The sequence below is a fragment of the Nanhaiella sioensis genome (assembly GCF_046557775.1).
Classification (GTDB): Bacteria; Bacillota; Bacilli; order Bacillales; family SM2101; genus Nanhaiella; species Nanhaiella sioensis.
Genome location: NZ_JBKAEG010000001.1, coordinates 2759339 through 2777744, shown reverse-complemented (window position 1 = coordinate 2777744; position 18406 = coordinate 2759339). Strand labels below are relative to the sequence as shown.

Annotated in this window: 20 protein-coding genes; 6 read left to right on the top strand and 14 right to left on the bottom strand. The window is 33.9% G+C overall.

All coding sequences use genetic code 11. The features are described from left to right. Positions 1 to 191 precede the first annotated feature (191 nt). The 3 genes from V1503_RS12810 (at position 192) to V1503_RS12800 (ending at position 1858) form a co-directional block, all read left to right on the top strand. The gene (locus V1503_RS12810) at positions 192 to 716 is read left to right on the top strand and encodes an RNA polymerase sigma factor (protein WP_214481137.1); all 525 of its coding nucleotides are present in this window, start codon (positions 192 to 194) and stop codon (positions 714 to 716) included. Next, the gene (locus V1503_RS12805; protein ID WP_410627419.1) at positions 709 to 1281 is read left to right on the top strand and encodes a hypothetical protein; all 573 of its coding nucleotides are present in this window, start codon (positions 709 to 711) and stop codon (positions 1279 to 1281) included. Before V1503_RS12810 ends, V1503_RS12805 begins: the two co-directional genes overlap by 8 nt. A 109-nt stretch (positions 1282 to 1390) precedes the next feature. Next, positions 1391 to 1858 (top strand): VOC family protein, encoded by a 468-nt coding sequence (locus V1503_RS12800; protein WP_410627417.1) that lies wholly within the window; start codon positions 1391 to 1393, stop codon positions 1856 to 1858. Positions 1859 to 1912: 54 nt separating this feature from the next. Here V1503_RS12800 and V1503_RS12795 read toward each other — a convergent pair whose 3' ends face one another. Together V1503_RS12795 and V1503_RS12790 are read right to left on the bottom strand one after the other, a co-directional pair. Next, positions 1913 to 3088, bottom strand: coding sequence for a DUF2812 domain-containing protein (locus V1503_RS12795; RefSeq protein ID WP_410627415.1), 1176 nt, complete (start codon positions 3086 to 3088; stop codon positions 1913 to 1915). Beyond that, positions 3078 to 3407, bottom strand: coding sequence for a PadR family transcriptional regulator (locus V1503_RS12790; RefSeq protein WP_410627413.1), 330 nt, complete (start codon positions 3405 to 3407; stop codon positions 3078 to 3080). Before V1503_RS12790 ends, V1503_RS12795 begins: the two co-directional genes overlap by 11 nt. Before the next feature lie 403 nt (positions 3408 to 3810). Here V1503_RS12790 and V1503_RS12785 point away from each other — a divergent pair, with 403 nt between their 5' ends. Next, positions 3811 to 4569: an SDR family NAD(P)-dependent oxidoreductase gene (locus V1503_RS12785; RefSeq protein ID WP_410627411.1), complete on the top strand. Its 759-nt coding sequence runs from the start codon at positions 3811 to 3813 to the stop codon at positions 4567 to 4569. Between the two features lie 476 nt (positions 4570 to 5045). Continuing rightward, complete coding sequence (locus V1503_RS12780; protein WP_410627409.1) at positions 5046 to 5639, top strand: kinase; 594 nt, start codon at positions 5046 to 5048, stop codon at positions 5637 to 5639. Positions 5640 to 5682: 43 nt separating this feature from the next. Here V1503_RS12780 and V1503_RS12775 read toward each other — a convergent pair whose 3' ends face one another. From V1503_RS12775 to V1503_RS12725, 10 genes are all read right to left on the bottom strand, one after another. After that, the gene (locus V1503_RS12775) at positions 5683 to 6642 is read right to left on the bottom strand and encodes a nuclease-related domain-containing protein (RefSeq protein ID WP_410627407.1); all 960 of its coding nucleotides are present in this window, start codon (positions 6640 to 6642) and stop codon (positions 5683 to 5685) included. 224 nt (positions 6643 to 6866) lie between these two features. Beyond that, the gene (locus tag V1503_RS12770) at positions 6867 to 7730 is read right to left on the bottom strand and encodes an AraC family transcriptional regulator (RefSeq protein WP_410627405.1); all 864 of its coding nucleotides are present in this window, start codon (positions 7728 to 7730) and stop codon (positions 6867 to 6869) included. A 56-nt stretch (positions 7731 to 7786) separates the two neighbouring features. After that, complete coding sequence (locus tag V1503_RS12765) at positions 7787 to 9010, bottom strand: outer membrane protein assembly factor BamB family protein (protein ID WP_410627403.1); 1224 nt, start codon at positions 9008 to 9010, stop codon at positions 7787 to 7789. 596 nt (positions 9011 to 9606) lie between these two features. Next, positions 9607 to 10671: a DNA alkylation repair protein gene (locus V1503_RS25110; RefSeq protein WP_436976275.1), complete on the bottom strand. Its 1065-nt coding sequence runs from the start codon at positions 10669 to 10671 to the stop codon at positions 9607 to 9609. 444 nt (positions 10672 to 11115) lie between these two features. Then, on the bottom strand, positions 11116 to 11577 hold the full coding sequence (locus tag V1503_RS12750; protein WP_214481146.1) for a GNAT family N-acetyltransferase: 462 nt from the start codon (positions 11575 to 11577) through the stop codon (positions 11116 to 11118). A 259-nt stretch (positions 11578 to 11836) separates the two neighbouring features. After that, on the bottom strand, positions 11837 to 12286 hold the full coding sequence (locus V1503_RS12745; RefSeq protein WP_320257718.1) for a carboxymuconolactone decarboxylase family protein: 450 nt from the start codon (positions 12284 to 12286) through the stop codon (positions 11837 to 11839). A gap of 325 nt (positions 12287 to 12611) precedes the next feature. Beyond that, positions 12612 to 13115 (bottom strand): RrF2 family transcriptional regulator, encoded by a 504-nt coding sequence (locus tag V1503_RS12740; RefSeq protein ID WP_214481148.1) that lies wholly within the window; start codon positions 13113 to 13115, stop codon positions 12612 to 12614. Positions 13116 to 13836: 721 nt separating this feature from the next. Beyond that, positions 13837 to 14073 carry an NUDIX hydrolase gene (locus tag V1503_RS12735; RefSeq protein WP_410627395.1) on the bottom strand — a complete coding sequence of 79 codons (237 nt, stop codon included), beginning with the start codon at positions 14071 to 14073 and terminating at the stop codon, positions 13837 to 13839. A 304-nt stretch (positions 14074 to 14377) separates the two neighbouring features. Beyond that, complete coding sequence (locus V1503_RS12730) at positions 14378 to 14986, bottom strand: alpha/beta hydrolase (RefSeq protein WP_410627393.1); 609 nt, start codon at positions 14984 to 14986, stop codon at positions 14378 to 14380. A gap of 18 nt (positions 14987 to 15004) precedes the next feature. Beyond that, complete coding sequence (locus V1503_RS12725) at positions 15005 to 15988, bottom strand: ring-cleaving dioxygenase (protein ID WP_410627391.1); 984 nt, start codon at positions 15986 to 15988, stop codon at positions 15005 to 15007. Positions 15989 to 16649: 661 nt separating this feature from the next. Between V1503_RS12725 and V1503_RS12720 the strand changes: the two genes are divergently transcribed. Next, positions 16650 to 17495 carry an enoyl-CoA hydratase/isomerase family protein gene (locus V1503_RS12720; RefSeq protein WP_410627389.1) on the top strand — a complete coding sequence of 282 codons (846 nt, stop codon included), beginning with the start codon at positions 16650 to 16652 and terminating at the stop codon, positions 17493 to 17495. 63 nt (positions 17496 to 17558) lie between these two features. Here the strand turns inward: V1503_RS12720 and V1503_RS12715 are convergent, their stop codons facing one another. Both V1503_RS12715 and V1503_RS12710 read right to left on the bottom strand, forming a co-directional pair. Beyond that, positions 17559 to 17747, bottom strand: coding sequence for a hypothetical protein (locus V1503_RS12715; protein WP_214481152.1), 189 nt, complete (start codon positions 17745 to 17747; stop codon positions 17559 to 17561). A gap of 25 nt (positions 17748 to 17772) precedes the next feature. Next, a complete protein-coding gene (locus V1503_RS12710) occupies positions 17773 to 18171 on the bottom strand; it encodes an ArsI/CadI family heavy metal resistance metalloenzyme (protein ID WP_410627387.1) in 399 nt (132 codons plus the stop codon). Between the last annotated feature and the right edge of the window lie 235 nt (positions 18172 to 18406).

Sequence of the window (18406 nt, the reverse complement as noted above, 5' to 3'; positions counted from 1 at the left end):
CTTAACACTGACAGCCTTGACTATCCAACATAGCCCTTTTAATATAGCGAAAAACAAAGATTTTTATATAAATGAACGAAGAAGATTATAATAATGAGCATAGGATATTTTAAACAATACGTTTCATATAAATATATTAAACGAAACATTTACAATGTAGAAAAACCGACAATAACTAGGGAGGGAACATAGTGCAACGAGATGAAAAGAAAAATGAAGTGCTTTCCCTATATGACTTGTATAGTAGGCGAGTTTTAAAGTTTATTTTTACATTAACTAAAGACTACCATACAGCTGAAGACTTAACCCACGAAACTTTTATAAAAGTATATAACTCGTATGGTCAGTTAAAAAATAAAGATAAAGTTGAAAGCTGGATATTCAGGATTGCTCACAATATTACAATGGATTATATGAGACGGAAAAAATTTAATATTTTTGAGCACTTTAGTCATCAATACCGAGAGAAAGAAGCTAACAATACATTAGAAAGCGCTATTATGATCAATGAAAGCTTTCAAGAATTGTATGAAGCTCTTGGTAAGTTAAAACCGAGTTATCGTGAAGTGGTCATACTTAGAAAAATTGAGGGGATGTCTACGAAAGAAACGTGTGAAATTTTAGGTTGGAGTGAGAGTAAAGTTAAATCAACTTTACTTAGAGCTCTAAAAGCGCTACAACAAGAATTGTCGAAGGGAGAATGGGTTTATGAGTAACCAACATGATCATAACCTCTTTAAAGATGTGAAGAATTTAGATGAAAGTATTTCTTGGGATTCTAAAAGACAATTCGAGCTTAGAAAAAGAATAGAAAGTGAGATAAGTAATCCAAAGAGAGAGCGCAAATTAAAATCCAATTTACTCCCAATAGCAGGTATGGTTGCAGCAATGTGCATTATTATCATTTTGTTTTCTTCATCAACATTATTAGAAGAAAGTGTGGAGTTGGGGAATACATCTGGTGAGCAATTTGCTGAAGCAGAACTTCAAGTAGAAGATGTGCTTACTGAGAATAACAAAATTTATACCGTAAATTTAGATGTTGAAAAAGGTTCGGAGTGTAACTTTTGGTTAAATAACCTGCATAATAGCTATAACTATAAATACAAAGTATATGCTCCTGACGGTACTCTCATTGGTAAATCAGAAACAGCTAAATCACAAGAGAGGTTATATGCAGTGGATTTAAGTAAATATGGATCAGGTGATTATACGGTAAAAGTATATTCCCCCTATGGCAATATTGGTGGAAAGTATGTACTAAGGGTTAGAAATTTTTAAACACAAAATCGGTCAGAAGTTGTAGATTACTTTACTTCTTCCTACCGTATGAGATAAGCATACATAACTGTTAAAATCTAAATTACCAAAAACAATTGGAGTGATTTAGATGATACAGAGTATATACGAAACCCATTTACAAGTGAAAGATTTAGAACAAAGCATTTCGTTTTTTGAAAAGCTCGGACTTCAACTAGCGCATCGAATTCATGAAAGAAAATGCGCGTTCTTTTTTATTGGAAATAAGGAACAAATGCTTGGCCTATGGGAAGTACCAGCCGGGCAAGAAATTGCAAAGCGACATTTTGCATTCAGCGTACAATTAGCAAAACTAAAAACATCAATAGAATGGTTAGAGGACAGAGATATTAGGCTTGCTGAAGATTTTTTTGGTAGAGAACCGATTGAACCAATCGTATTTACTTGGATGCCTGCTGCTTCAGTTTATTTTTATGATCCTGATGGAAACAGTTTAGAGTTTGTCTCGGTATTAGAAGGTGACCCGCTAGATTTAAATGAGATGCTTTATTTAAGTGAATGGGATGAATTGAAAAAGAACGAACAAAGAAAGATGTAAACAAAAATTCCCTTGGTATCTTCTCAAATGAAGCTGTCAAGGGAATCTTTCGTATTAATTTGGCACTTTGGCAAATGATAGGTCAATTATGTCTTCAGTCGACTCCATTCCACGATATACAACCCGATAAACAAAACGACCCTTTCTCGCAATAAAATCAGATTTAGTATCGGTTTTCCTAAGCCATAGCTCATCAAATTCACTATGAAATTGTTGCTCGTAAAACCCATCATAGTCATTAGTATATTTATCTTTTAAAGATTGTGTAAATGTTTTTGCCAACCATTCACTCCTTATTTCATACCCATAAGATTTAAGTGAATGACGATAAACGCCACTTTTGTCATCCCACATCGTATTCGGGACTATAACTTGCTCTTCAAGTTCATAATAATTAGGTACTAAAATACTCGATTGTTCTGTGTAAAAATTTGCCCGTCTATCAATCTCACCATTCCTTGTAACGTACTCAAAATTATCAAATACATTTGACATGTGAACGATAGGTAGTTCTTTATTGGGGATTTCAGGGAATCTTTCTTGAGTAATGTACATAATAGTATTACTCACTATATAAATCATCCAAATCGTCGCAAGCGCAATCGTACCACTTCCTATCATTTTACTCCGATTCATTTTCTTCTTGTAATCTAATTTACGGTCGAATAAATGCCCCGCTTTCATTTTTTTCATTAGCTTTGACAAATGGAACATGCCAGTAATCATATTAAAGCAAACACTAACGTAAATAAGTATCATTACTGCTGCATCTATGAAGTTATCTTCTACATAATTGTCAACAGGATCGATAAATAATGTACTCATTTGCAATATAATAATTATTATTGAAAGAAATAGAACCATCCAACACCTTTTAGTAATATCCCTTTTAAGTAGAGATACAGTTTCTGCTAGTTCACTAGCGTCAGTATGAATTTCAGATGTAACATCGTCACTTCCTCTAAATATTTGAACGAAACCACGTGAGCCGATATGTTCCCAACCAGCCTGTTGATAAAAATCAATTCTGTTATAGTATTGATCGTTAACTTTGAATATATCACATCTGTAATTCACTTTTTCTGGTTCACTTTTTTCAAATGTTGCAAAGAAATGACCGATATTTATCAACTTCCATCCTTCTAAGGTCATATTAGAAAACCATGCTTCCTGCTCCTCAATATACCAACTCTCAAGCCATAAGAATTTCTTTTTTAGCTTATTTTTCATTTGAATCTTCCCCTCTAAATAATACATCCCCATCCTCTACCATTTTAGTAAGACGCATATATTCTTGTTTAAATGCTTTACGACCACTTGAAGTAATTTGATAGTTTTTGCGCCTTCCATCGGAATCTTCTAAAAAAATGAGTTTGTCTTTTTCCATACGCTTCAAAATACCGTAGAGTGTTCCTGGTCCCATATTCACTCTTCCACCAGACGCTTCTCTAATCGCATTCATGATTGCATAACCATGAAGTGGTTTATGTATAGTCAGAAGAACATAATACATCGCCTCAGTCATTGGTGCTCGCTCATTTTCATTCAATATTATCACCTTTATCATTACATATATTATGTTATACGATATATCGTATAGCATAATAATAGTCGTTATTGGTTACAATATCAATTCAATTATTGCTCGTTTGCAACCATCCACAATTGAGAAGCTCGATATAGTTCAGTGGCTATTTTTCTAAAGTCTAAAAAAATAAAAACCATTTGACTTAGAGTAAGCTCTAAGGAATATAATTACATTGCAGTTTGAAATTAAGGACTCTGTTCGTAAACTTTGTTGTTATAATTCCTAAACTAGAAGGCAAAGATATTGTTTTATAAAAGAAAACATCCCACGAATTCTAATTGTATACGGCTTTATTGTTCAGTAGGAAAAACAACAATCTATGTGAGAAGAATCAATTTAAATGAGTCAAGGAGGAATTTGATAAATGAAATATACCGTCATTACAGGTGCAAGTTCTGGAATTGGATATGAAGCAGCTTTGGCATTTGCCGCTCGAGGAAAAAACTTAGTTATTGTTGCTAGAAGAGAAGACAAGTTGGAAGAATTGAAGTCCAAAATCGCACAGGTAGCTCCGGACCTAGACGTTATCATACGAATAGTTGACTTATCGGTAATTGAAAACGCACATAAACTATATGAAGACCTCCAAGATTTAGACATAGAAACATGGATTAACAACGCGGGATTTGGAAATTTTGCAGGAATTGGTGAACAAAATTTAAATAAAATAGAAAAAATGCTCCATTTAAATATTGAAGCATTAACGATACTATCCTCACTGTATGTACGTGACTACTCAAATGTAGAAGGTACCCAGATTATCAATGTATCTTCGGGTGGCGGCTATACAATTGTTGCAGATGCTGTAACCTACTGTGCAACTAAATTTTACGTAAGTGCATTTACTGAAGGGCTTGCTCAAGAATTAACAGATCAGAATGCAAAAATGCAAGCAAAGGTTTTGGCTCCTGCTGCAACAGAAACAGAATTTGGAAAACACTCAATTGATGCTGAAGATTTTCAATATGAAGGCGTTATTCCTAAATATCATACTGCCAAAGAAATGGCAGCATTTATGTTAGAGCTTTATGATAGTCATCACGTTGTAGGAATCGTCAACGGTCTCACTTATGAATTTGAGCTGAAAGATCCTATTTTTAATCGAGTGACAAGAACGAGATAACTTAAAAGTCAGTAAGGGCTATATTTATATCATGCTAGCCCTTACTGATTTTTTTTGCTCTTTTCGTTATTAATAATGGACAATAAGATGGGTTCTGATGTCAAAGAAAGTAGAAAAGGTGCCACCAGCACTAGATGTATACGTGCTTATGTCTTAATACAAAAAGCAACAATCCGTGCGAAAACATCCTTTATTTATGTAAAGTAAAGAAGGAATATTTTTGCAAACTTTGTTATTATGATTTTAGTTTTACATAATTTCCAAAATGCAACTTGATACGTGTAAATTAAAAATTCAAACAAAGTGTGACGTATGACGAGTGAGCATAAATCATGTCTTAATTGTATCAATACTGAATATGATGGGTGTACAGATTGTTAATAATCAAACCTTTAGATTAAGGCTAGTATTAGTTCTTTCAACACGTATTGAACATCCACAACAATTTAGAAAATAGCTAAAAGGGGTTTTTTAATTTGGATCATAATGTGAATTCATTAATACAACTTCTTACTACTACCGAATACAACAATCGATTTATTTTATGCATTGATGGCTTAAGTCGTTCTGGCAAAACTACGCTTGTAAGTAAGCTTAGTCATCATTTGCAAGAATTAAATATTCCATATCATACCTTCCATATTGATGACCACATCGTTGAGCGAAAAAACCGTTACAATACTGGGCAAGAAGAGTGGTATGAGTATTATCATTTACAGTGGAACAAAGCTTGGCTAAAGGAGCATTTTTTCAAACAACTTAAACATGCAACCGAGCTCAATCTTCCTTATTATGAAGGTGACTCAGACTCATGCAAAGTGAGAAGCATCTCTCTTCCTAAAAATTGTATCATTATCATTGAAGGGGTTTTCCTTCAGCGATACGAGTGGCGGGAATTTTATGATTATGTTGTTTATTTAGATTGTCCGAGGGATCATAGGTTTCTTCGTGAAAGTACAAATACACAGAGAAACATCACGAAGTTTAAAAATAGGTATTGGAAAGCAGAAGCATTTTACTTACAAAATGAACTTCCTGAGAAAAAGGCAGATCTCATTTTACAAAACTAATATGTCGACACTTCACTCTAAGGTTAAATTACAGTTTGACTAGCTAACTTAAGTAATATTTCCTCCCCTTTTTGAGATCGTTATGAGGTAGCTTCATCGAAGACAATATCTTTTTCACAATTGTACTGGATGAAACTTGCAAGAACTCTCTAGCAGATGAGTTGGTTATCGTAGAGTTTATTAAGAGAGCATAGTCTTCAAAAGTTTGTACATGGGCATCTTTTGAGATTGTGCTGCATTGTGAACATCTCCATCTACCCCAATCTCGTTCTAAAGGAAGAAAGAAGCAATTAGGACATTGGACACCTGTTTGTATATCTGATTGAGAAATGTTTTGTTGAAGAAGTATGTCCACCTCTAATGGCACATGTTTGTTAATAAATTCGTTAGAAAGGTTACGAAGCTGCTTGAATTGAAGAGCTTCCTTCTGATGTGATTTGTGTATTTCATTCACTTTATAAGGAAGTGTTGCACTATGGAGCACTTTATTGTAAATGTATTGATTATTAGAGGAAGTTTGAAGCATCGTTCTAGGGGTACTAACAACAACAAACGTTTCGATAGGAATTATGGGGTAGTTACTTATCCGCAACCACTTTGCTAGTTGAGCACTCTGTCTTTTCACTTGCAAAATGGGATCAGGAAATCCCTCTTTTATATCATCTATCGTTCGTATGAGTTGGTTAAAATGGGAGTCAAAATAGAGGGTTCCTTTAATATTTTTAACTTCTAATATGAGGATAAAACGTTGAGAAAGAATGAGGGTATCAAGTTGAAAGTAATGAGTTCCATCAAATAGCCTTAAATCATGAAAAAGGTGATATTCTTCTTCAGGAAGAAAGCTTAGTGGAAAATCTATTTCTTGTTCTCCTTTAAAGCCAGCCAAACGCTTAGATAGCTGTTCTGAAATCCCTACCCTTTTTGGGTGACTTTGCGGAAGTCTTCTCACTAAAGCTTCTAGTTTTTTAATATAGATGGGGGTGGTGCGGGGCTTTACAATCATATCATCTCTCCTTCTATCATTTGTAAATATATATTCTATCTACAAATTTAGCTTTCCTGCATAAGAATGATCTATATTTTGCTGTCTATCTGTTTAATCGGTCTATTACAAACATTATTGGGTCAAATTTATACTTTTTCGGGTCAAATTCTATGTTTTTCGGGTCAAATTGGCACATTTACAGGTCAAATTCATAGTTTTATAGGTCTTTAGACAAAGTCCTATTATTTTCGCTGAGTCTCTTTTCTGTATATTGCAGGACTGACACCTACATGTAGCTTAAATAACTTTGAAAAATGAGCATAATCTTTGATGCCTACACCTTTACTAATTGAATTAATGGTTTCATCTGAATTAGTTAACATATGTTTCGCTTGAGAGAGTCGGTATTGAGTTAGGAATTGAATCGGTGTCACCCCGATTGTTCTTTTCATACACCGGGTTATATAATCTGGATGGTAGAGTAAATCTCTTGCTATATTATCTAAAGTAACCTGATCTTGAAAATGATTTTTTATATAAACGATCACTTGTTCTGTTAATTTCTCAGACGTATTCTGAACAGTCATTGCTTCTTTTTGTAACTGAACAAAAAATTCTTGAAAATATATTTGTTGGTATAAATATAATTCAGGATTTTGCAGGTCATTAGAAGCAATAATTCGATCCATCAACCTTTCCATATATTCTTTTTTTCGTATCTTAGCATATTGAGGAATTTTCAAAAGTAGGTTTGCTGGTTCTATATATGACGGGATGTTCTGTACGATGTTGGACCAATCAATTGATTCATTTACTTCTAAGTCATACTTTTTTTCATACTGAAAATGCAGCCATATAAACTGACTACCTTCTATACAGTCTTTATGTCCATAATGCTCCTCACCTGGAAGGATAATAAGATATTGCCCCTCATTTATTTCATATTGGACATCATTCGTAGTAATAAATATTTTTCCGTATTTTACATATAGTAAATCGAATACAGGAAATGTCCTTCTAAAATGACGATCTCCCTTGTTAAATACATATTGGCCCCCATTCACAAATAAAGGAAATGGGGGTATCGGAAACTTTATGATATTCATACTCCACTCCTGAAGTTTGTAGGTTGTGATAAGCTCATTATAAATGTCCGCACCTATTATTCAAGTGCATAAATGCAGCCATCAGTACTACCAAAATAGATTGATCCATTTTCAATGAAAGGGGTTGAAATGATTGACCCTAATGACATAATCGTATCATAAACTTTACTATATTCGTCAATATCCTTTGCATTTCGTAGTTGTTCATTAAGTTCTTCACCTAACTTACCTTCATCATCTAACCATTTTTCGAAGCCTTCCTTACTTGATTCGGTTTGGTATACCCATTGTTGTTCTCCTGTGTGTAAGTTAAGAGCATAAAACTTCCCGTTCATATTTCCAAAATATAAAGTATTATGTGCTATTATACTTGATCCGAACGTATTAATATGGAGGGGTAAATTCCACTTTTCTCGCCCGCTTTTAGCATCCATCGCAAACATTTTAGAATGGTCTGATGAAGCAAAAAAGACAAGCCCATCTTTCACAGTTGGTGTTGTAATAACCCAAGTTCCTGATACTTTATAATTCCATTCACCTCTGCCTGTTTCAGCGTCTATCGCGTACAGGTTGAAATCACGACTACCAAAATAGACTGTCCCATTAGAAACAGATGCCGAACCTTGAATGTCGCCATTCGGAAACCATTTGTCTCCTATTGTCCTAAACACCCATTTTTCTTTCCCAGTTTGAATATGTAGTGCGTAAAAATAACCATCGTAGCTACCTATGAACAATGTTTGATTGTATATTGCCGGTGTTGCATGTACTACACCTCCAGTCTTATACCTCCAAATTTCTTCTCCTGTTAGAGCATGAACAGCATATATATGATGATCACCGCTACCAAAGTAGACGATTCCTTCACTTACTATAGGTGATGAAAGAAAGTAATCCCAGGGGTCGACCATAGCTTCCCCGTTTGTTTCAAAACGCCATAATAGCTCACCTGAATCAATTTGGACAGCATAAAGAAAGCCGTCAGTGCAAGTAAAGTATGCCAGCTCATTGGCAATACTAGCTGCAGAACGTATCGCTCCACCGCTTGGAAAACACCACTTTACTTCCCCATTTTTCTTATCAATTGCATAGAAATGCTTATCTTCACTTCCAATATATACAGTGTCATCAAAAACTATTGGAGAAGAATATATTTTTCCATCAGTTTGAAACTTCCACTTAACTCCCTTCAATGATTTTATTTCATTTTCCTGAAAGACTCCTGATAGCTGTATATCATTACGAAAATGAACTGACTGATTATCTCCTTTATTTTCCATGACACACCTCCACTTTTGAAAACATAAGCTTATTAGGAATTATTTTAGCTGTTTTCAATATGTATGGATATGTGAATGACCGAATCATTTTGTGTTATCTCGACCAACTTATATATCAGTTATCATCACTCGTTGTTTTCCTACAACGAATCAAAGCGAATAACAAAACTGTAGATCCACTCCACAAACACATGGTGATTGTGAATAAGCTGTTGATAGCTATTTGTTTTCGTAGCACCTTTTTTCTTTTGCAGCGATGGCTGTTGTGTATAACCTACTCTTTTTTTACAGGATAAAAGGTTTAGAAGCATTTTACGTATTTTTTAAAACTAAAGAAGTGGGGATCAATGTTAGAGATATTTCTTAGCAAGGATTAAAGAAAAAAATGATAAAGGTTGGACATTTTCAGCTCGTTTTTAGAGTTATTGAAAAATATTAAAAGGACCTAAACGGAAGAATAGTATTTCTATACACAAATGGAAGATATGAAGAAAGGATTGTCCAAAGGTTTATATCTATTGGGCAATCCCTTTTCATTTTAACTTGGCTAACCTTTTCAGTCAGCTTTTTTTATATAAGCTTTAATCTGATCATATTTAAACGGGTTTGTACAAATAAAAATTTTCTTGCTTTTTTTCTTCACTGTTTATAAGGATTTTTAACATATGCAATCCTTCATAATGCTTTCTAGTTGATAGATCCTTAAATGAATGGGTTCTCGTATAGGTTTTTGTATCTACAAATGTATTCTCTGTTATTTTAAACTTCTTTGCTGAAGTTTTGTTATTTGCTTTTACAAAGTGAATTTCATAGTCTACACGGAGTTTTTTTGGTCTTTTTGATGTATTTGTAATAGAGAAAGAAAATGTTAGATCATCACCTACAGTTAGCTTTTCGCATGATAAAGATAACTGATCGACTGTAATTCCTTCAGGAGTATCAAAGCCAAATAGAATTAAAGCTTCAGGGTCTCCCTGCTTCAAGAGTGTACGACAGCCATGTTTGATTATCCAATTAGTGTGAGAATCATGACCATACCACTCTTTGGCAATTTTTTTCACTATATGGGGATGATCTTTTGAAATATCATTTAAATTGTTCGCCACACTTCTCCTTACGTATTCAGATGAATCCCTTTTGAGATATTCAAGTATTGGCAAAATAGGTGTTGGATCAATTTTCAAATCTTTTAATGCTATATTCCATGGTAATCTTGGGCGGCACCCTTCACTTGCAAGTCGTCTAACATGATGATCATCATGCTTTGCCCACTGAAGCATTTGTTCCATCATTATTTTTGGGGAGGCAATAATAAATGGCCTTACAGCCCCCTCCGAGGTCGAGAACTTTGTAAAGTGTTCTAATGCTGCTATAGAAATATCCCAATGTTCAAGACCATATACTTCAACAAAATCAGGAAAGAATAAATATTCAATCCCTCGACACCGTGGTGCAATGCTGTATAGTATAGCTAATGCCTCTTCATAAGAAGGAGGAAATGTTTCACGTAAACATATTGTAATATGTCTCATTCGCTGCTTTAATTCTTTTGAATCCCAGTCATCACAGTAAATAAGCTTCGTAAAATGATTTGAGTCAAACTGAGGATACGCTTCCTTAACAATATTAGCAAATTGAATAAAAAATGATTCGGTGTACATATTCTTTAATGGTTCTGCCACTGAAATTGCACTCCTTCTTTATTAATAGTCCTTGTCGTAAGTTTTGTTGTTATTTGTACAAAATACCTCCCGATATTCGTACGACAACAATACGAAAACTGTCTTATACAAAATAATGTGTTGTGCTATTAAATAAAAATTAGCATACAACTACGACAATTTACGTCGTAATTAATAAGAATCTTGTAAGTGTTGGAGAAGTTTCATTCCAGTGACTCTTTGTGCGTTCAAGTAATCTGACGAAACCATGATGATATATAGACATAAGAATATAAAAAAAGAATACCTAAATAAGAAGTATTCTTTGTAAAATAGATAATCAATTATTCTCTTTGTTGATATATACATCTTGCAATTGATTAATTAATTAAACCGTACAGATTATAAGCCTATTCCGACAACATAACATCGTTTTATTGCAAGTTATTGTTGATACGAAGGTTTACGAACCTTTTGCATGAAGAATTCTGGATTATTAATATGCTCAAAACCGTATTTCGTATATAACGAATGAGCATCTTTCGTCGCAAGCATAAATCTTCGAACATTTGTAAGTTCGGGATGATTGTTAACAATGTCCAATAACCATTTTGCTAAACCTAATTTTTGAAAATCCGGTAATATGAATACATCGCAAAGGTAAGCAAAAGATGAGAAGTCTGAAATTACTCTTGCAAAGCCAACTTGTGCACACCCCTCTGTTCCTACTTCCCCTTTATATACCCCAAAGCATAACGAACTATTTGCTATAGATTTTATGATGTTCTCCATCGGTATCCCTTTTGACCAGTATGCTTCTTCACTCAAATAACGATGAATAATATCTAAATTTAAGTACTCGTTATTCGTACATATAGAAAACTCTTTATTTCGCCACAAATCCATATCATAACCTCCTTTTAAACATATTAAATATTTATTATTATACTAATAATTAAATTTCAGAAAACAGTTAATATGTCAAAAAGTCAGATATTTTTTTATGGATTAAACACAGTTTATGAGAAAACTAGAAATTCATGATTATTGAAAATGCTATAGGTCTCCCACTTCATTTTAACCCAAAAGTCCTACCTTTCTTTTACATTCGTCTGTCAGGTGGCGTTCATTTCCACCTGACTTGTTTCAAGTTCCTTGACTGTATTTACTGTTCATTTTTCATCGGCATCATACGTGTAGCAATAGCGATTCGATTCCATGCATTTATTGTAATAATGGACATAATTAGTTCTGAAATTTCCTTTTCTGAATAGAGATTCTTCACTCCATCATAAACAGCATCAGGTACGTGTTTTTCTGATACTAATGTAATAGATTCGGTTAGTGCTAACACCGCTCTTTCCTTGTCAGTATAAAAATCCGTTTCTCGCCATGCGTTTAAGGCATATATTCTTTCTTCTGATTCTCCATTTTTCCTAGCATCTCTCGTATGCATATCAATACAAAAAGCACACCCGTTAATTTGTGACGCACGGATTTTAATAAGCTCTAACATTTTTTTGTCAATTGAAGAATGAGATACATACCCTTCTAAGCCGAACATAACTTTATATGCTTCCGGATCAACGTCTCCCATAATAAATCTTGTCTTCATTAATGAACACTCCTTCTTCAGATATAATTAAGATAAGAGTTATCTGTAATAGAAATCAAAAAAATTTAGGTGAAGCCCCAACTACTATAACTAATATCGATTTTAATTATTGATTGATCTAATTACGACGAACATGGTATTAGCTTTTGCTTTTATAGATAACCCTTATCTGGATTATACATATTATTTCTTATTTTTGTCAACTCCCAATTTGTAATTTATTTGTAGATTCAATCATTGTGTAAAAACACAAAAAAACCTAGTTAGTTTCATTAATGAACTAGGTGAGTTAAAATAATGCGTCAATGGATTTCTCAGGTTTTAATTAAGGTTTTATATGCTCATCAAACCATTCTGCTGTTTTTTCAATCGTTTCAGCTGGTAATTCTTGATCCAATGTATCTTTTAACCATAAAAGAGTTTTACTTTTTAAATAATCCCGCATTTTATTTTCAGCTTCTAACATCGTTAGATTTATTCGACAAGGTATGTCTGAAGAACATTCGCCTTCGCTACATGGCTCGTTAAACATATTTTTGTCAACTATTCTCCTGCATTGAAATAATGGCTTCTCTCCCTCAATTGCCCTTACTACATCCCAAAAAGTAATATTTTCAGGTCGTTGCGTTAATACATATCCACCTTTCACGCCTGTACTTGAAGTAATAATATCAGCTTTTACTAATTTCGTGAAAATTTTGGATAAATATGTTTCTGATAGCCCTTGTATTTTTGCTAAATCTTTAATTCCTATGGGTCCAATATTTGAAGTGGAACATAAATAAACTAAGCTATGAAGCGCGTACTCAACACCTACGCTGTATTGCATTACCATTTCTCCTTTATACATAAAGCTGTTTTCAGTCATTATTGTTTTACGTAATAAAAACTAAACGTGATCCAACTAGAATTTTGTGACATCTCTTCTTCTAAAAAACCATGCTATCGCATAAGATCTCGTTTAGCAGTAAAGTTGTTGCTAGAAATATCAACAAAATTACGAAAAGATCAGTAGATAACAATTATCTATATTGTATAAATTCTTTTTACATGAAGTCAATATATAGCTTTCCAAAAGTTCATATAGCTAAATAATACGAGAAGTTGAGCAGAAAAGTTACTTGGCCAAAAAAATTAAAAGAGTATAGCAAAAGCCAACACTTACTCTACACTATATACATTGGAATATTTTCCTATTTATTGCTACTTTTCGTACTATGAAAAATCTTCATATTACAAGCTTTAGTGGCATCTTCCATCATTTATAATGAGGTCTATTGGTTGTTATTCTAATTTAGTCTCAATAGAAACAAACATAATGAGCCTTATGTTAATATAACTTTTTTACCATATTCAGTATGAATGGTGTGAAATCCTCAACTCAGTCAACTGTGTATATAAAAAGGATGCTCCTTTTCATCTAAACATTGTTGAAGTTCATACTTAAAATCTTCACGCTGTATCATTTCCATTGCATCATGGCTACTATAGAAACCTACCTCTAAACTTTCATTACATGTAGTTATTTGTCCTCCAACAGGTCGAGCTATCTAAAAAGTATGACACATATTGCTCTTTATATCTTGTGAAATACCACAAAACTTCAATATCTCTATATCAATTCCCGTTTGTTCTTTAACTTCTCTTATTACACAGCTAGAAATCGATTCTTCATTTTCTACATGTCCACCAGGCAGTTCCCATCCTCTAGTAGGATCTTTTTTCAGAAGTATATTCCTTTCGTTATCTACGACAACTGCTCCACCTGTAATACAATACTTTGTCATTATATTCGTCTTACGTTTTTTTAACTCAATCTCGTTTGAGCATGATTTCGTTCCATGAAAACGTTACAAACTGCATTATAAAAAAAACTACATATCTCCTCTTTTGTGATACAGTTTATACCATTAAATCATATTTTTTCCTACTTTTGACCATCCTCAAGCTAAAAATCTCCTAATCTTAAATAGTGAATCTACTGTACATACATAAAAAAAGCCCACTTCCGAAGAATATAGGCAATAACATTTTTATGAACGCTATGTGAAACTAAAAATATGGCTGTTGAGTTTCGTCAACAGCCTTCGTTTAAATAAAATTTTCCTCAAACCAAATTTTTGCGGCATTAAGCTCTTCCGTTCGAAGTTCATGCCCTCCTTCTGTCCAATACGCTGTAACTTGTCCATGTGATTCTTCAAGATTTCTAACAAGCTCTTTTGTTTCCTTAGTAGAAATTAATTGGTCATGTTTACCACCACTGATGAACACTGGTAGATTATTTAAATGAGGAAGTGTTATCCCGCGTCGTGGAACCATCGCATGAAATAATATACCGCCTCTTAACGCATTTTTATGATGGTACATAAGGCTCGCAGCAATGTTTGCACCATTTGAATAACCAACCGCAATTACATTATTTCGTTTAAAATCATATTCATTAGCGCTGTCGTCGATAAATTTATTAAGTTCACTTGTGCGAAACACTAGATCCTTCTCATCAAATACTCCTTCTCGGAGTCTCGCGAAAAAACGTGCCATTCCGTTTTCATCTACATTCCCTCTTACACTCAATATAGATGCTCTTGGTTCAATGATTTCTGCAAGAGGTAATAAATCTTTTTCATCTCCACCAGTCCCATGAAGGAGAAGTAATGTTGGTAAATCTGGTCGACTTCCCTGTTTATATATATGTTTCAAGTTATCCCTCTCCTCTGTTTATTCCTTAGTATCAAGTGGCTTTAATTTCTTCTCAATAGATTCCCTTTGACCTTCAAAAAATGGTGGTAAAGCTAACTTTTCACCTAGAGTCTCAAAGTCCTCATCTGATTCAAATCCGGGTCCATCAGTTGCAAGTTCGAACAAAATCCCATTCGGTTCACGGAAGTATAAGGAGCCAAAATAGTATCGCTCAACGAATCCAGAGTTCGCCACTCTGCTCTCAGTCAACCGCTCCACCCATTTGGTTAATTCTTCTCGATCTTCAACACGGAAAGCCAAGTGATGAACACTTCCACTTCCTGGTCTCTCAATTGGAAGATCACTTCGTTCTTCTAGGTGAACCTCACCACCAGTACCTCCTTCACCTGATTCGAAAACGCGAATATTTGTATCCTGCTCCTTTGCATAGGAAGGAAAGCTTCGAGTTTCACGAAAGCCTAAAATATCTGTTAAAAATATTGCAGTGGATTCAGCATGTGCTACAGTTAAAGTAATAGGACCTAACCCAACAATGCCATGCTCGACTGGTACTGGACTCTTATCCCACGGCTTCCCACCTTGAACGCCCTTATTATTTTCATCTGATACAAGAACCAGTCGTTGACCCTCAACATCACGAAAGCTTAATGTCGCTCTTCCAGTATGATGAGAGATTTCATCATGATCTACACCTAAATGTTCAAACCTCTCTTTCCAGTAGGTTAAGGAATCATTACTCTTAACACGTAACGCTGTTAAGGTAATACTATTGGTTCCTTTGTAAGTTCTTCCAGCATTAGGGATTTCAAAAAAAGTCAAATCTGTCCCTGGAGTTCCTCTTTCATCTGCATAAAATAAATGATAAATAGAAGTATCATCTTGGTTGATCGTTTTTTTTACTAAACGTAAACCAAGTGTTTTTATATAAAAATTATAGTTTTCTTTTATATTAGCTGTTATGGCAGAAACATGATGGTTGCCTTTTAATGGTCTTAAACTCATGATGCTTCACTCCTTATAATTTTTCTTTTCTTTCATAAATAGTTTACACTAACATTATCTCTAATTCAAGATATTTTAATTAAAGATATTAACAGTGATTTATTATACCCCCTTCCCATATTTAAATGCAGTATAATTTGTTATTCGTACATCCAGATAATACTTTTGTGATTTGCACCAAAAGGGTAGTTTGTCATCACATAATCTTTAACAATTACTAACACTTTATGTACAAACCGGACTATTAATGGCATGTTTTTTTAGACTATTACTAAAAGGTCAGATACAAATTTTTTCAAGATATTTATTGCTACAAGGTATTGTCTTTTCTAAATATTGTAATATCCTTCCCTTCTATTATGCCTCAATGATGAAAGATTCTTTGTACATTACAAAATCTACTCAGTAAGCTACTTTTACATTAAATGATGTTTTTCTTCTAAGCAGTATACATGTATACCTTATTGGTTCAGATAAACCCCCATCTTCCTATCAAATATTCATAATTTTAGAGCTTTTAGGTATATGAAAAAAAGTCGTGCTATTGCTATTTATCAGTACTAGTAAAGAACTTCATACATTGCATAATTCAAATAAAAAATAATATTTTCTTTGATGAAAGAAAGACTAACTAAAGTAAATAAAAAAGGGAGGTAGCATTTTGAATAAAACAAGTGTAACCGTGCAGAAAGGTGAGGGGTTTACAACTTTGCTCATAGATCATGGTGAAGTAAATTTACTTTCAAATGATCTAATAGTTGAATTGCAACAAGTAATAAGTGAGTTAAATAAGGATGAGCATAATAAAGTGGTCATCTTCCGTTCAAACAATAAACATTTCTTCAGTGCTCACTTAGATGTGCTTGTTATAAATCGTAAAGAAGAAGGTATAACAGGAACGGAGAATTTTATGCAACTAATTGAGGACGTTAAGAACATGCGTGCTATTACGATTGCAATCGTTGACGGTGCAGCACGAGGTGGTGGAAATGAACTTGTTATGGCTTGCGATATAGTATATGGAACTGAAAATGCAGTGTTCGCTCAACCCGAGTTAAGTACAAACATACCTCCAGGTGGACAAGGAAGTGTACAAGCTGCACGACGATTAGGCCGTACAAGAGCTTTAGAATTCCTCTTGACGAGTGCAGATATGGATGCTCCTACTGCCGAGCGCTTTGGTCTGATTACACGTCATATTCCATCAGATTCTATTGAAGAAATGCTACAGCAAGTTGTACCTCCATTAACTTTCCTTGATCATCGCAATATAGACATGATAAAGGATATTGTTGATTTAGCACTTAAAGATGAACAAGCAGCCATCGACCTTGAACGCAAAATGTTTATCGAACGTGCTGGTGAAGAAAAAACACAATATTTGATAGGCAAAGTATTAAAACATGGCGCACAAACATCTCGAGAAATTCACATTTCAGAGCTATTGGCTGATGTTGCCGCTGACGTTATGCAGGATTTAGCCCAAATGAATCAAGGAAGCCAATAAAATTATGAAACAAAACTGCCAAAGATCAGGCTTTTCAACTGATCTTTGGCAGTTTCAATATAGTTAGCTTATGCAGCAAGGTACAGGTTGTTGTTTTCGAAATAATTTTCTAGTTAATTTAGAATAGAGGGATTTGATTGAGATAGACATCTTTGATCGATAAAAGGGCTCATATTTCCATGCCTCTCTGTTAATCAAATCCAGTTTGCGCATTTGTTCTTTCATCATTTGTTCATACTCATAATCATTCATAAGTATTTCTCCCTCCCTTTTCATATTAAGCACAGCAATTATTATTAATAGTGTCTTCCTCAGTGTCTTCTTTGGTGAAAAAGAATTCCCATTCATGGCCATCTGGGTCAGTGATCCAAAATTTATCTTGCCTAGCGTAACAACATGTTGTATCTTTCTCATCTCTAGAGAAGAACCCTTGAGTTTCCAATCTTTCTTTATTCTTTATTAACTCTTCTGGTCTAGACACTTGAAAGCCGAAATGATTAATGTGATTTCCTGCTACACTATCTACAGGACGTAATGTGAAATTTAACCCTGGCTCTTCTAGCAAGAATTTCGCATAGTTAGGTTTGACCTTTGCTGGGTTTGTTCCGAATAACTTCGCATAAAAATCAATCGAAGCGTCTAAATTTGTTACATTTAAACCAACATGAATTTTCATACTTTGTTACCTCCTAATGAATAATATATATCAACTTTTTTTGATGTATAGATCAAAAAAAATGAACAACAAGTAGAACGAATCTGACAACTTAAATTTAAAGATAATAAATTTCTATTTCTTGTTTGGTTATGTCAGCATTTTAAAAAAATGTTACACAAAATCTCAAGTGTTTAAATTGTTCATGAAATGAACATGCATTCGTTTCTTGCTTAAATGTTTCTTCATTTCTTTA

Excerpts from the sequence above, each read along its gene's own strand:
- V1503_RS12805 (WP_410627419.1), top strand. The coding sequence starts at position 709 with ATGAGTAACCAACATGATCATAACCTCTTTAAAGATGTGAAGAATTTA.
- V1503_RS12800 (WP_410627417.1), top strand. The coding sequence starts at position 1,391 with ATGATACAGAGTATATACGAAACCCATTTACAAGTGAAAGATTTAGAA.
- V1503_RS12795 (WP_410627415.1), bottom strand. The coding sequence starts at position 3,088 with ATGAAAAATAAGCTAAAAAAGAAATTCTTATGGCTTGAGAGTTGGTAT.
- V1503_RS12785 (WP_410627411.1), top strand. The coding sequence starts at position 3,811 with ATGAAATATACCGTCATTACAGGTGCAAGTTCTGGAATTGGATATGAA.
- V1503_RS12775 (WP_410627407.1), bottom strand. The coding sequence starts at position 6,642 with ATGATTGTAAAGCCCCGCACCACCCCCATCTATATTAAAAAACTAGAA.
- V1503_RS12770 (WP_410627405.1), bottom strand. The coding sequence starts at position 7,730 with ATGAATATCATAAAGTTTCCGATACCCCCATTTCCTTTATTTGTGAAT.
- V1503_RS12765 (WP_410627403.1), bottom strand. The coding sequence starts at position 9,010 with ATGGAAAATAAAGGAGATAATCAGTCAGTTCATTTTCGTAATGATATA.
- V1503_RS25110 (WP_436976275.1), bottom strand. The coding sequence starts at position 10,671 with ATGTACACCGAATCATTTTTTATTCAATTTGCTAATATTGTTAAGGAA.
- V1503_RS12750 (WP_214481146.1), bottom strand. The coding sequence starts at position 11,577 with ATGGATTTGTGGCGAAATAAAGAGTTTTCTATATGTACGAATAACGAG.
- V1503_RS12745 (WP_320257718.1), bottom strand. The coding sequence starts at position 12,286 with ATGAAGACAAGATTTATTATGGGAGACGTTGATCCGGAAGCATATAAA.
- V1503_RS12740 (WP_214481148.1), bottom strand. The coding sequence starts at position 13,115 with ATGCAATACAGCGTAGGTGTTGAGTACGCGCTTCATAGCTTAGTTTAT.
- V1503_RS12735 (WP_410627395.1), bottom strand. The coding sequence starts at position 14,073 with ATGACAAAGTATTGTATTACAGGTGGAGCAGTTGTCGTAGATAACGAA.
- V1503_RS12725 (WP_410627391.1), bottom strand. The coding sequence starts at position 15,988 with ATGAGTTTAAGACCATTAAAAGGCAACCATCATGTTTCTGCCATAACA.
- V1503_RS12715 (WP_214481152.1), bottom strand. The coding sequence starts at position 17,747 with ATGAATGATTATGAGTATGAACAAATGATGAAAGAACAAATGCGCAAA.
- V1503_RS12710 (WP_410627387.1), bottom strand. The coding sequence starts at position 18,171 with ATGAAAATTCATGTTGGTTTAAATGTAACAAATTTAGACGCTTCGATT.